This is a genomic window from Selenomonas sp. oral taxon 138 str. F0429 (assembly GCF_000318175.2).
In the GTDB taxonomy this organism is placed as follows: Bacteria; Bacillota; Negativicutes; order Selenomonadales; family Selenomonadaceae; genus Centipeda; species Centipeda timonae.
Genome location: NZ_KB290930.1, coordinates 324,743 through 339,331, shown reverse-complemented (window position 1 = coordinate 339,331; position 14,589 = coordinate 324,743). Strand labels below are relative to the sequence as shown.

7 protein-coding genes are annotated in these 14,589 nt (G+C 58.9%); all 7 read left to right on the top strand.

The annotated features are described in order from the left end of the window. Genes ligA through HMPREF9163_RS12310 form a run of 7 tightly spaced genes read left to right on the top strand, consistent with a single transcriptional unit; the run spans position 1 to position 14,523 of the window. A complete protein-coding gene (gene ligA, locus HMPREF9163_RS03125; protein WP_009440202.1) occupies positions 1–2,037 on the top strand; it encodes an NAD-dependent DNA ligase LigA in 2,037 nt (678 codons plus the stop codon). Further along, a complete protein-coding gene (gene deoC, locus HMPREF9163_RS03120) occupies positions 2,034–2,699 on the top strand; it encodes a deoxyribose-phosphate aldolase (protein ID WP_009440201.1) in 666 nt (221 codons plus the stop codon). The genes ligA and deoC overlap by 4 nt, the downstream gene beginning before the upstream one ends. 45 nt (positions 2,700–2,744) lie before the next feature. Beyond that, on the top strand, positions 2,745–3,890 hold the full coding sequence (locus HMPREF9163_RS03115) for an exonuclease SbcCD subunit D (protein ID WP_009440200.1): 1,146 nt from the start codon (positions 2,745–2,747) through the stop codon (positions 3,888–3,890). After that, a complete protein-coding gene (locus HMPREF9163_RS03110; protein ID WP_009440199.1) occupies positions 3,887–6,967 on the top strand; it encodes an SbcC/MukB-like Walker B domain-containing protein in 3,081 nt (1,026 codons plus the stop codon). The genes HMPREF9163_RS03115 and HMPREF9163_RS03110 overlap by 4 nt, the downstream gene beginning before the upstream one ends. Continuing rightward, positions 6,964–10,557 (top strand): PD-(D/E)XK nuclease family protein, encoded by a 3,594-nt coding sequence (locus HMPREF9163_RS03105; RefSeq protein WP_009440198.1) that lies wholly within the window; start codon positions 6,964–6,966, stop codon positions 10,555–10,557. The genes HMPREF9163_RS03110 and HMPREF9163_RS03105 overlap by 4 nt, the downstream gene beginning before the upstream one ends. Next, positions 10,514–14,278 carry a helicase-exonuclease AddAB subunit AddA gene (gene addA / locus HMPREF9163_RS03100; protein ID WP_009440197.1) on the top strand — a complete coding sequence of 1,255 codons (3,765 nt, stop codon included), beginning with the start codon at positions 10,514–10,516 and terminating at the stop codon, positions 14,276–14,278. The genes HMPREF9163_RS03105 and addA overlap by 44 nt, the downstream gene beginning before the upstream one ends. Positions 14,279–14,295: 17 nt before the next feature. After that, positions 14,296–14,523: a DUF4213 domain-containing protein gene (locus tag HMPREF9163_RS12310; protein ID WP_009440196.1), complete on the top strand. Its 228-nt coding sequence runs from the start codon at positions 14,296–14,298 to the stop codon at positions 14,521–14,523. Positions 14,524–14,589 lie beyond the last annotated feature (66 nt).

The following is a 14,589-nucleotide window of genomic DNA, read 5'->3' as shown; positions in this document are numbered from 1 at the left end:
ATGAGCGACATCGTAGATATCAAGAGCGAGCTCACAGAGCTGCGAAAGAAGATCCGAAAATATTCTAAGCAGTATTATGACGCGAATGCATCGGATATTTCCGACTATGACTTCGATATGCTCATGCAGCGTCTGAAAGCAATCGAGGTGGAGTATCCGGAACTCATCACGAAGAATTCGCCGACCCAGAAGGTGGGCGGCAGTGCACAGCGCGAGGTCGGCGTACTCGTTCGCCATGATGTCCCCATGCTTTCTCTGCAGGATGTATTTAGTGAAGAGGAAATACGCTCCTTTGTCGCTAGCATTCTGTCGCATTTCCCGACAGCGGAATTCGTTGTCGAGGAAAAGATTGACGGACTCTCCCTCGCACTCCGCTATGAAAACGGTGCGCTTGCGCGTGCCATCACGCGCGGCGACGGAACGGTACAGGGCGAGGATGTCACGCTGAATGCACGTGCAATCAGTGATGTTGTCGAGCAACTACATGAATATATCCCATACTTCGAGGTGCGCGGCGAGGTCTACATGGAACGCGCGGCATTTGCCGAGGTCAACGAGCGGCAGGAACTCCTCGGGCTGAAACCGTTTGCGAATCCGCGCAACTGTGCGGCAGGAACGCTGCGTCAGCTGGACGCACGCGTGACGCGCGAGCGCAGACTCTCGATGTTCGTCTTCAATTTGCAGCGTGCAGAGGGACGCACATTCTCCTCGCATACAGAGGCATACGACTTCATGCGCGCGCAGGGGATCAAGATTATTTCAAACTATCGTGTCTGTCATACAGCGGACGAAGTCTGGAACGCAATCACGGAGATCGGTGTACGGCGCGGAGATCTTCCCTATGACATCGATGGCGCGGTTGTCAAGGTCAACGATTTTGCACAGCGCACGGAGCTGGGAGCAACGGCAAAGGCGCCGCGTTGGGCGATTGCCTACAAGTATCCGCCCGAGGAAAAGGAGACCGTTCTGCGTGCGATTGAGCTGTCCGTGGGACGCACGGGGCGCATTACGCCGACGGCGGTATTCGACCCCGTGCAGCTCTGCGGTACACGCGTCGAGCGCGCGACCCTGCACAATCAGGACTATATCGACAGTCTGGACATACGGATTGGCGACACAATTCTCGTCTATAAGTCGGGTGAAATCATCCCGCGCGTCAAGGCGGTCATCAAAGAGAAACGCCCGCAGACAGCGGAGCCGTATCTGATCGGTGACCGCTGTCCCGTCTGTCATTCCCATGCTGTCCGCGAGTCCGATACGGCGGATATCAAATGTCAGAATCCCGCCTGTCCTGCACAGGTGGAGAATCACATCCTAAACTTCGTCAGCCGCAATGCAATGGACATCAAGGGCTTTGGAGAGTCTGCCGTCATTGCACTGACGCACAATGGTTATCTGCATGACATTGCAGATATATATGCTCTCCATTTACATCGTGAGGGACTGATTGCGTCCGGCATCATCGGCCGTGCAAAGAGCGTGGACAATCGTCTTGCCGCGATTGAAGCGAGCAAGGCAAATACCCCCGATCGACTGCTCACGGGACTGGGGATCTCCGGCATCGGGCGTGCGGCGGCAATCTCTCTCATGCAGGCATTTCCCTCCATTGACGCCCTGCAGGAGATCGCAATCACAGCGCCGGAGCGCATCCTCGATGTACCAGATATGGGCGAGATCAGTGTGCAGAAGCTCACGGAATTCTTCGCATCGGAATCGGGAAAAGCGTTGCTCGACAAATTCCGCGCTGCTGGCGTGAACTTTGAGAGTGCCCCCATTGTGCGCGCAGGAACGGCGCTTGCGGGAAAGAGTTTTGTCATTACGGGAACGCTGCCAACGCTCTCGCGCGAGGAATGCGCGGCGCTGATTACTGCACACGGAGGCATCGTGAAAGGATCGGTGTCGAAAAAGACCGATTATCTTGTCGCGGGAGAAGCCGCAGGAAGTAAACTCCAAAAGGCGGAAGATCTCGGCATTCCCGTATTGGATGAGGTAATGCTCAGAGAGATGATCGGCGCGGATGGAAAGGACAGCATATGAAACTCAGCAGATATATTGATTCGTCTCCTCTGAATCCCTCCATGACGAGCGAGGAGGTGCGTGCGGCAATCGAGGAGGCTGTGCGGCTGGAATGCCGTTCGGTCTGCGTCCAGCCTTCGGATATTCCTCTCGCTGTCCGTCTTTGTCGGAATACAGATACGCACGTCTGCACGGTGCTGGACTTCCCGCATGGGAAAGCACCCGCCGCAGTCAAGGAGATCGAGGCACGCTACTATATGGAGTACGGCGCCGAGGAACTGGACATGGTGATGAACTACGGTCTCGCACGCTCCGGACAGTGGGAAGAGGTCGAGGAGGAAATACGCGCCGTTGTTAATGCAGCGCATGCACGGAATGTTATTGTGAAGGTGATCTTCGAGGCAAGTCAGCTGACAGCGGAGAAGATTGCACGCGCAACAGAGGTCAGCATTGCTGCGGGTGCGGATTTTGTTAAGACAGCGACGGGCTTCTTCGGTACGGGAGCAACGGAGGAGCAGCTGCAGATCATGCTGGACACAGCACATGGGCGGTGCAAGGTCAAGGCATCCGGCGGCATTCGGGACTATGCAACGGCAAAGGCATTCTTGGAGATGGGTGTCGAGCGTCTCGGCATTGGCAGCTCTTCCGTTCCAAAGATCCTTGCCGAGGAAGCAAATTCATAGGGAAGCACCTATCAGCAATTTCATAAGCAGAGATGAGGGAATGAAATGCGGTTCATCCATACGGCAGACTGGCATTTGGGAAAACTCTTCGGGCAGCGGCATATGACGGAGGACCAGGCATATGTGCTGGAGGAACTGCTCGCATTGTGCAGAGATGTGCGTCCTGATGCGCTCGTGATTGCAGGGGATGTCTATGACCGTGCCATTCCGCCGCCCGAGGCAGTCGAACTCTTCAACAATATATTGACGCGGCTGGCAGAGCAAGGGGTCAAGGTGCTCTTCATCGCAGGGAATCACGACAGCGCTGTGCGCCTTCATTTTGGCGCACAGCTTCTTCGTGCGTCCGGCATCTATCCTGCGGGAACTGTGCGTGCCGATGAGGCCCCCGTCGTTCTCTCGGATGAATTCGGCTCTGTGTATTTCTCGCTCATTCCCTATGGAGATCCGCCCCATGTGCGCGCGGCATTCTCCGTGGAGGAGGCACTTTCGTTTGACACGGCGCTCGCCGTACAGATCGCGGCGGCACGCGCGCAGATTCCACCCTCGGCACGCAGTGTGGCGGTAGCGCACGCCTTTGTCATTGGCGGGCAGGTCTCGGAGTCGGAGCACGCACTCTCCGTCGGCGGCAGCGATCAGGTGAGCGCAGAGAATTTCTCCACATATTCCTATACGGCGCTTGGACATCTGCATGCACCACAGCGCGCAGGAGCGGAGAATATCCGATATTCCGGCTCTCTGCTGAAATACTCCTTCGATGAAGCCCGCCATAAAAAGGGAGTGGAACTCGTCGAACTGGATGCCGAAAGGATGGCGTCCCATATGTTCTATCCGCTGACGCCGCGTCACGATGTACGCATTGTCAGCGGGCTGATGGATGAACTCATGCGCGAGGACTTCGATCCGCTCCCGCATGACGACTATATCTGCGTGGAGCTCCTCGACACGGATGCCGTACTCGCTGCACATGAGAAGCTGCGCAGGATCTATCCGAATCTCTTTACCATCACGCGCCCCAACATCAACGTCAATCGCCTTTCCTCCACGGAGCGCAGCTATGAGCGCGGCAAGTCCGATCTCTACCTCTTCTCTGACTTCTTTGCCGAGGTGACCTCAGACGAGCTGACAGAAGCTGAGCGGAGGGAGCTCGTTCGTGTGATTGATTCGCTGGAACAGGGGGCGCGTGCAGAATGAGACCGCTGAAACTACGCTTGCAGGCATTCGGCTCCTATGTCGAGGAGCAGGTGCTGGATTTTGAATCTGCGCTTGCAGACGCTCCGTTTGTACTCATTCATGGAGCGACGGGAGCAGGAAAGACCACGATTCTTGACGCTATTGTATTTGCATTGTACGGAGAATCCAGCGGTAATGTCCGAGAGGGGACAACACTGCGCTCTGCCACTGCTCCGCCGGAGCGGACAACAGAGGTGGAGTACGTCTTTGCGCTCGGACGCCGCCGCTATCGCGTCCTGCGCTCACCGACATACGAGCGCATGTCACGCGGGAAGATGACGCGCCGTCCGCCGATAGGTCAGCTCTACCAACTCCCGAATGAGGGAGAGGACGGCGATGAAATTCTGCTCGATTCGAACGTGACCGAGGTATCGAAACGAATCGGTCAGCTCATCGGCTTTGACGCCGATCAATTCCGCCAGGTCGTCCTTCTCCCGCAGGGGCAGTTTCAGCGCTTCCTGCTTGCCGAGGTCAAGGATCGCAGCGCCATTATGCAGCGCATCTTTCGCACGGAGCGTTATCAACGCATCGAGGATGCTCTGCTACAGGAGTCTCTGAAGCTTGAGCGCGCGGCAAACGAGGAGCGTGCGCGCATCGATCAGATGCTGCACGGGGAGAATCTCGGCAGCCTCGATGAGCTGCGTACGCGCGTCGCCGAACTGAGTGCGGTGATTGACAACCATGCTGCAGAGATCAAGGCGTTGGAGGAGAAGCAGCGCGAGGCGCGCCGCGCACGTGAGGCGGGGACGGCAGCACAGCAAAAACTGCAGGAACTTGCCGATGCACAGAAACGATTTGAGGAAAAGCAGGCACAGGAAAAATCAGTCGCAGATTTTCGCATACTTCTGGAACGCGCGCAGCGTGCGCAGCCCGTCATCTACAAGGAGCACGCAGCCGTGCAGGCGGCGGAGCAGGAGAAGACGAGAGCAGGGGAGCTGAAGGAAGCCGCCCTGCGTCTGACTGCGGCACAGACGGCGCTCCATACGGCAAAGGAGGCGCTGAAGGCAGCTGAGGAAGCCGAGCCGGAGCGCACGAAAAAAACGGAGCGCATTCAGTTGCTCTCGAACTATGCGGAGCGTGCCCAAAAACTTCGGGACTGCCGCGCATCGGCAGAGCAGCTGCGCGCGTATGCAAAACATCTCGAAGAGGAAAAAAAGACGGCTGCAGATGCCATTGAAAAGCTGACAGCTGAATGCAAGGAGAATGAGGAGCGCATTGCCGCACTTGAAAAGATATTGGCAGGCAAGGAGGCGCTTCAGCACGAACAAGATCGCCTGAAACGCTGTCAGAGCGCCGCAGCCCGCATCACTGCGCTGACTGCACAGGAATCTAAGCTCCGCACGCAGCAGGAAGAGGCGCAACAGATTGTGAAGGACGCCTCGCAGCAGCTGGCGGAAACCAAGACAAGGCTGCGACAGATGCAGACGCTCTACGATCTCGGCAGTGCGGCGCGCCTTGCTGAGACGCTTGCAGACGGGGCACCGTGTCCTGTCTGCGGTGCGCTGTCTCACCCCAGCCCTGCGATGCACGCGGAGGACATCCCCTCCGAGCAGGAGGTGGAGTCCTGTGCAAAGGCCGTGGACGCTGCCGAACAGAACGCACAGAACGCCGCACGGAAGCTGGAAGAGGCAAAAGAGAAGTACGCGCGCGCAAATCAGAGCCGCACACAGGAGCAGGAACTTCTGGATGAACTTCTGGGTTCTGATACAATCGAAGGAATGGCGCAGCGGACAGAGCAGCACGACGCACAGTTAAGACACGCCGAAAAGGAGCATACGGAGCGGACAACGCAGCACAGCGCGCAGCAGGCGCAGCTTGAATCCATGCGCGCGGAACAGGAGAAGAAAACTGCCGATGCACAGAAGCAGCGCGACCTTATGCGTTTGCGCGAGGGAGAGCAGGCGGCGCTCGAGACAGAGCTGCCCGAGGAATATCGTGACTACGCGAAGATCGCTCCCGAAATTCAGCGGCTGACAGAGGAGGTCGCACAACAAAAGCGTGCATACGATGCGGCACAGGAAAAGGAGAAGGAGGCCGCTGCCTCCAATGCACGTGCAGAAAGCACACATGCTGCCGCAAAGCGCGCCCACACAGAGTCGATACAGACGGCACAGACGGCGCAGAGCGAATATGGCGCTGCGCGTGCACAGGCGGGATTCTCCTCCGAGGAGGAATATCATGCGGCAATCGCGGGCAACTGGGCGGACAGCAAGCATTTGGAGAAGGTACAGAAGAGGATCAACGCCTATGAGACCGACTACAAGACCGCAGCAGAGCTGCTGAATACGGCAAAAAAAGCCGCAGAGGGGCTGATGCCTCCCGATATGGCTGCGCTCATGGCGGCGGAAACCGCCGCCGATCAGGCGGTGCGCAATCAGGCGAGGGAGCAGGGCATCCGCACGGAACGGCGGGACGCGCTCACGCGTATGATGAACGAGATCGATGCGCTCGAGCGAGCGGGGGCGGCGCGTGCAGAGCGCTATCGTGTCATTGGCAGACTTGCGAATGTGGCGGCGGCAAAAGCGCCCTATCAGGTACATTTTCAGACCTACGTCCTGCGTTCGATTCTGAGCGATGTCATCGAGGCAGCAAACGCACGCCTCGTCGTCATGAGCCGCGGCCGCTATCGTCTCGTACACGGCGAGGGCGGTCACAGGAATAAATGGTGGGGGCTTGAGATCGATGTATTCGATGAGTACACGGGGCTTCCGCGCGTCTCACGCACGCTGTCCGGCGGCGAGACCTTTCTCGCATCTTTGGCGCTTGCGCTCGGGCTCTCGGATGTCGTTCAGCACTACGCGGGCGGGATGCACCTCGATATGATCTTCATCGACGAGGGCTTCGGCTCGCTCGACAGCGAGACACTCGACGTCGCCATCCGCGCCCTGCTCGAGGTGCAGCAGGAGGGGGGGCGGCTCGTTGCAATTATCTCGCACGTCGAGGAGCTGCGCGCGCGCATTCCCGTGCATCTCGAGGTCACGCGCACGGCGAGCGGCAGCAGGGCGCGCTTTACACAGGGCGGAGCGGAGGCATTATGACGGCAGGACTGGAGTTCATCATCGGGCGCGCGGGCACGGGCAAGACACATGCCTGTCTTGCTGCGATGACGGAGGCTCTGATGCGTGAGCCACTCGGCAGACAGCGCATCCTCCTCGTGCCGGAGCATATGACCTATGCCGCGGAGCGCGCTCTGGCAGAGACGCTGACGGACAGTGCGGGCTTTTTGCAGACGTATGTGTTCGGCTTTCGCCGCCTTGCGCGGCAGGTGCTCCTCGAGACCGGCGGTGCGCATCTGCCGCGCATCAGCGAGATCGGGCGCCGCATCCTGCTCAAGGACATCCTGCTGAAGCACCGGGAGGACTTCTCCGTCTTTGCGCGCTCCGTAACCAAGCGCGGCTTTACAGAGACATTGGGGCGCACCATCGCCGAGCTCAGACGCTACCGCCTGAGTCCCAAGATTCTGCGTGAGGCAGCCAATCAGAGCGAAGATGCCGCAGGGCGCCTGCCTCAGAAACTTACGGAGCTCGCGCTCATCATGGACGAACTGTCCGCGCGCATGGAGGGGCGGCTGACCGATCAGACAGATCGGATGGAGCGCCTTGCACAGCAGCTTGCGGAGGCATCCTTTCTACGCGGCGCTGAAATCTGGGTCGACGGATTCGATTTTTTCAATCCGCAGGAGCTGGCTGTCTTTCGTGCGCTCTTTCAGACAGTAGATATGATTCACGTCAGCCTGACGATGGACGGACGGCGTGAGGGTGATCGCGTACATACGAATTTACCGGAAAATACATTGGACACGGGACTATTTGCACACAGCTATCAGACCATGAACGCGCTGACGGATACTCTCAGGGAGCTCGATCCGTCCGCTGCTCCAACCATCCGACTGATGCAGGAACAACACCGCGCGCAGAGTGACGCGCTCAGAGCGGTCGAGGCGAAGCTGTTCGGTCACGAGCGCCTTGCCCCTGTCACAGACGATGCTCTGAGACTCGTGGAGGCTGCGAATCCGCGCCTTGAGGCGGAATCCGTGGCGGCAGACATCCTCCGCCTCGCACGCGAAAAAGAGTACCGCTATCGCGAGATTGCAGTACTCGTGCGCGATATAGATACCTACGGGGAACTCCTGACACAGGCATTGACGGACTGCGGTATTCCATGCTATCTGGACGCAAAACGCCCCAGTACACATCACCCGCTTGCCGAACTGCTGTGCGCTGCAGCACAGACAGCGTGGCGCGGCTGGGGATATGACAGCGTATTCCGTGCGCTGCGCACAGGATTCTTTCACGTCACCGCAGACGCAGCAGCGAGCGCAGCGGAAGAAGACGAACTCTTTGACTGCGGCGACTGGCAGGAAGCCGTGGATCGGCTCGAGAACTACTGCATTGCATTTGGCATCCGCACCGAGCGTCAGTGGACGATGACGGATGAGTGGAACTTCGTCCGCCGCGCAATTCCAGACGAGGAGATGGGGGCGGAACAGAACGCCCTGCGTATTGCCGAGGAGATTGCCCTCGATGCAATGCGCAGACGCATCGCCGCACCGCTCTCCATCCTGACGCAGCATCTTTCGAGTGAGCAGAGCACGGCATATGAGCGCACGCGCGCCCTCTACGACTTCCTCGATCAGCTGGGGGCGCAGCAGACGCTCGATGCGTGGCGGACAGCGGCAGATGCGGAGGGGCGTCTCGCGGATGCGGCGGCGCATCGTCAGATCTGGGCTTCCTGCATGACGCTCTTCGAGCAGCTTGTCGAGGTCAGCGGTGAGCAGGAGATCTCCGCCCGCGACTTCGAGGAGCTGCTGGGAGACGGTCTGGATGCGCTTGAAATCGCATTGATTCCCCCGGGGCTCGATCATGTGACGCTTGCCTCCTTCGATCAGAACAGCCTCGCAGGCATCCGCGCCACCTATATCGTGGGTGCAAATGCCGGCATCATGCCGCGTGCCGTAGCACCGCAGGGCGTATTGTCGGACGCAGACCGCCTGTCCATACGTGAATCACTTGCCGATACGCCGTATATGATCTTCGGCGGCACACAGGAGCAGACGTTTCTCGAACGCTATCAGCTCTATCGCGGCTTCACGGAGGCGCGCGAATACCTGTGGGTCTCCTATGCGCTCTCCTCTGTCGACGGCACTGCACTCGCACCGTCGCCACTCGTGGCACGTCTGCGCATGATAGCGCCGGAGCTGCTCTCGATACCGCTTGCAATGGTACAGCGGCAGGACGATCTCGTCCTGTCTGCGCCGCACCCGATGCTTTCGTCGCTTTCGGGCGCATTGCTGGGGCAGAAGGAGCTGGGGGAAATGCGCCCCCTGTGGCAGGATGTCTACAACTGGATGCGCAGCGATCCCCCCATGCACCCGCTCCTTCGGCTGATGGTACGCGGTCTGTTTGCCGCACCGCGCGAGGAGGCTCTTTCTGCTTCTATCGCAGCGGAGCTGTACGCGCGCAATGGGCGGATCAGCGGCAGTACGACCAGACTCGAGACCTTCCGTCAGTGTCCGTTTCGCCACTTTGCGAGATACGGGCTTGGTCTGCGCGAGCGCGATGTCTATGAGTTCCAGAACAGCGATTTCGGAACCCTCCTGCATGAGATTCTGCACGGATACGGCGAGTGGGTACGCACAGAGTATGCAAATGACTGGGTCGCAGCAGAGGCGGGCGGCGCGGCGCAGATTGACGCGCTGCTGGAAGGTCTCATACCGAAGATACGGAGCGCCGTCCTCATGAGCAGCGCCGGCTACCGTCACCGCGTCGATCGGATACGCAGCACCGCACAGCAGGTTATCCGCCATCTCACCTCGTGGGCGAAGGAATCCTCCTTTCATCCCCACAGATTTGAACTCAGCTTCGGACGCCGAAGTGACGGGGTCAAGGTGGCAGACTTTCCGCTCTCCAACGGCATGACCCTGTCCCTGCGCGGTCAGATCGACCGATTCGACGTGACGAGGGACATGGACTACTACCTTGTCCTCGACTACAAGACGGGCGGGACATCGTTGCTCCTGCCCGAGATTCGGCACGGGCTGAAAATGCAGCTGCTCCTCTATCTTTTCGTCGTCCGTTCCCTGCTCGATGACAGCAGCATCCCTGCCGGCATGCTCTATGTGCCTGCGGTGAATCCCGTTGTGCCGAACGACAAGCGTCTGGATGATGAAAGTTTACAAAAGAAAATTGCGGCTACAATGGTGCTCACAGGCCTCCTGATCAAAGACGAAAAGATTGTGAAGCAGATTGACAAGATGGGCGAACATCTCTGCATATCGTTCAACAAGGACAGCAGCTTTTCCAAGAACTCGGAGAAGCACATTCACTCACAGGAGGAGTTCGAGCAGCTTCTCGCATATCTGCCAAAGCTCGTATGTGAGACAGCCGAGGAGATACTGCGCGGGAATATACAGGTTGCGCCCTATCGCTTCAACGAGCGCAATGCCTGTACCTTCTGTACCTATCGCGCCGTCTGCGCGTTCGAGCCGGAACTCGGGCGGGGCGATGTCTACCGTGATATTGCAGACAATGGACAGGCGGCGATGGAAGAAATCGCACAGATCGTATGTGGGGAGGTGAAATCCGATGGCACAGATGACATTTACGGCAGATCAGAAAAAGGCGATTGAAACCCACGGGAAGAATATCCTCGTGGCGGCAGCAGCAGGCTCCGGAAAGACGCGCGTCCTCGTGGAGCGCATCATCTCGCAGGTGCGCAGCGGCACGCTCTCACTAGACCGTGTCCTCGTCCTCACCTTTACCAAGGCGGCGGCATCAGAGATGCGGGAGCGCATCGAGGTGGCGCTCAACGAGGAGATTGCAGCACTTGCTGCGGGCGGTGGCTCCGCATCCGACCTTCATCAGCGCATCGGCGCACTTGAACGCCAGCGCGTCCTGCTCACGGGGGCGGACATCTCGACCTTTCACTCCTTCTGTCAGCGTCTGATCCAGTCGCATATCGACGCGACCGACATCCCGCCGAACTTCCGCATTGCGAGCGAGCAGGAGATCAGCCTCCTGAAAAACAAGGTCGTGGAAGATCTGCTCGAAGAGGAGTATCAACGTGCCGAGAACGGTGATGCGGACGGATTTCTTGCCTTTTCTGACGCCTATGGTGGGGTCAGGGGCGATGACGAGCAGCTGCAAGGGGACATTCTCTCCCTCCATGCCTTTTCTCTCAGTCAGCCCTCACCCGAGACATGGCTGCGGGCACAGGGGCAGGAGAGCGCGGATACGCCATATTGGGCGCGCAGCGGCTTTTCCATGCTTGCGGATGAACTGAAGCAAGCTCTCTCGCAGCTGTGCGCAGACTATGCCGAGGCAGCAGCGCTCCTCGTTGCAGGGGATGCGAACCTGCGCGCGGCAGCTGCAAAATGTCTCGACGCACTTGAGGGCAATCGGGAGATTTACGCAGCCCTCCGTTCCTCACTCGCTCACTTCCTGCACGCAGAGGATGAAGGCGCGTGGGAAACATTTCTGACGGAGGCAGCCGCAGCAAAGAAGCAGCGAAAAAGTATTCCGCGCAAAGCGGTCGAGGACTGCGATGCCGCAGTCGGCGCGCGTCTGAAAAAGCTGACGGAGAAAATTCACGCCGCGTGGGACGGTTCGATCGGACAGCTTCCCGCAACGGCGGCAGAACTCTGTGAGACGGAAAATCGTGCAAACGCGTCAATCCGTCAATACGCACGTCTGACAAGCGCATTTCAAAAGGCGTTTCAAAAGGAAAAACTGCAGCGCGGCATCCTTGACTTCAGCGACCTCGAACACACGGCGCTTGCGCTCCTCTGCGCGCAGCCCGCGCTCCTGCAGGAGAACCCGACCACCGCCATGCCGACGGAGATTGCGGAGGAGCTGCGCAGACATTACGACGCAATCATGGTGGACGAATATCAGGATACGAACGGCTTGCAGGAGGGCATCCTGAGTCAGATCGCACGAGACGCGAACCGCTTCATCGTCGGCGATGTGAAGCAGAGCATCTACCGATTCCGCCTTGCCGATCCCGCCCTCTTTCAGGCGACCTATCGAAAGTATCGCACGAATGGGGCGGACGGGACACTCGTCACCATGTCCGAGAACTTCCGCAGCCGTGCCGAGGTGCTTGAACCAATCAACGAGATATTCTCCCAAATCATGAGCGAGGAGTCCGTTGCCATCGCCTATGACGAGGCTGCGCGGCTGAATCCCGGCCGCCAGTTCGATGATCTGCCGCAGGGAAGATCTCTCGCGGATCCGCTTGAGATCGACCTTCTCCGTGCCGATTACTCCGCCTCGGAGGATGAGGAGGCAGAGGAGGAGCGCAAGGCATTCGAGGTCGAGACGCATTTCATCGCGCGCCGCATCGAGGAACTCAAATCGGAGGGCTATGTCCTGCAGAACGGGGAGCCTCTCCGCAACAGGGATATCGTGATCCTCCTGCGCGGGGCGAAGGGGCGCGCAGGGCTTTTACTCGACGCCCTGCGTGCGCGGAACATCCCCGCCTATGCGGATGATACAGCGGGCTACTTCGAGGCGAGCGAGATCCGCATGATCCTCTCCCTCCTCGCCGTCCTCGACAATGCGCGTCAGGACACTCCGCTTGCCGCTGTGCTCACCTCACCGATGATCGGGCTCACGATGGCGCAGATGGCGGAGCTGCGCGTACGCACGCCGAGCGGCAGCATTTACGATATGCTCACGGGCGCGGCGGGGGACGAGGCGGCGGAGAACGCATTGGAGCGCATTCGCCGCTGGCGCCGCCATGCGCTGACGCACAGCGTTCCCGAACTGCTCTGGGCACTTTATCGTGAGACGGGATACTATGACTATGTCGGCACGCTCCCCGGGGGCACGCTGCGTCAGGCGAACCTGCGCATGCTCATCGACCGTGCCGCCGATTTCGAGCGGACGAACGAGCGCGGCCTCTTCCGCTTCCTGCGTTACATCGACGCACTGAAACGCCGCAGCACGGATCTCTCCGTTGCCCGAACGCTCGGCGAGAGTGAGGATGTCGTTCGCATCATGACGATCCACAGGAGCAAGGGGCTGGAGTTCCCCGTTGTCTTCCTCGCCAATATTGCGGGCACATTCAACACACAGGACACGAGGGGCGACCTCCTCTATCACGCACATGCAGGAATCGGACTGCGCGTCTCTGAGAATACAACAGCAGGACGACAGAAATACGATACCATGGCAAGAAGGAAGGTCAAGAACATCATTCAGCGTGAGTCCATTGCGGAGGAAATGCGCATCCTCTACGTTGCCATGACGCGCGCACAGGAAAAGCTGATCTTGACTGGAACGCTCAGCATCACGCGCACAGGAAGGGATGCACTGGAACAGCTGCGTGCGTTCTGTCTGAAATACGCACAGACGCAGGAGGCGCAGTTTCCTGCATCTGCCATTCTCTCAGCGAAGTCCTATCTCGACTGGATTGCACTCGCGTTCATGCGCCACCCCGACGGCGCGCCGCTGTTCGAGGGTGAGGACGAAATTGCACATCGTCAGCCGACGCATCCGCAGGCACGTTTCCATGTGAGGATTCTGGATGAGAGCGTCCGTGCCGCTCAGACAGAGGAGCAGGAGGTGACAGATGCTGTCCTCTCCGCAGTCCGTGCGGATAAGCCTCTGCCGGACGGCGGCACAGCCGACCGCGTTGCAGCGGTGCTGGACTGGACATACGACCTGCGCGGCACGGCGCATATCCATGCCAAGACCAGTGTGACCGAGCTAAAGCGGCAGCAGGCGGTGGAGGAAGAGGTGATCGCACCATTCCTGCCCGCCGTCGGCAATGCTGAAAGTATGCAGCCGGAATGGGAAATGCCGCGCTTCCTGCGCGCGGCGGAGCGGGAGCAGCTGACTCCGATGGAGCGCGGCACGGCAATGCACACCGTCATGCAGCAGCTCGATCTCGATCATGTGGAGAATATCGCTGCCATTGCGGCGCAGGCCGACGAACTCCTGAAAAAGGGGATTCTCACGGAAGCAGAACGCAAAAGCATCGATGTCAGCAAAATCTGGAAATTTGCCTCCTCGCCGCTGGGGCGTCGTATGCGCACGGCAAAGGCGATCTACCGCGAGCTGCCGTTTGGACGGCTGCTCCCTGCGCGGCGCTACTATGAGGAGGCAACAGATACATCCGATCGGATCTTCCTGCAAGGCATCATCGACGTACTCTTTGAGGACGAGCACGGCGACTACATCCTACTCGACTACAAGACGGATCGCAGGATTTCCGCTGTCGCTGCGCGCAAGCGCTACCAGTTCCAGATCGACCTCTACTGCGACGCCGTGGAGACCATCCTGCACAAGGCGGTCAAGGAACGCTATCTCTTCCTGCTCGATACGGGCATAGAGGTAAAAATGTAGGATACGGAGGTTTTTTCTTGAACTATCGGAATCTGTATGATGAAATCATTGCCGGACTACCCGACGATGTTCGGATTGATGACTATGCTGTCGGACGACCATGGACGTATATGCGTTCAGGGGGACTAGTGGGTATTTGCATGACGATTCCGGCGTACACGCGCCCGCGTCTGCGCAAGGAGAGCTTTCTCGGCTGCTCCCTGCGCGAAGCGGGGGAGTATGTGCGGTCCTTGCAGGGACAGTAGGCGTCCATTGTCGCCGCAGCGATCAATGTATAGGAATCGCTGATAAAATGAAGTCTGTCAGATTGG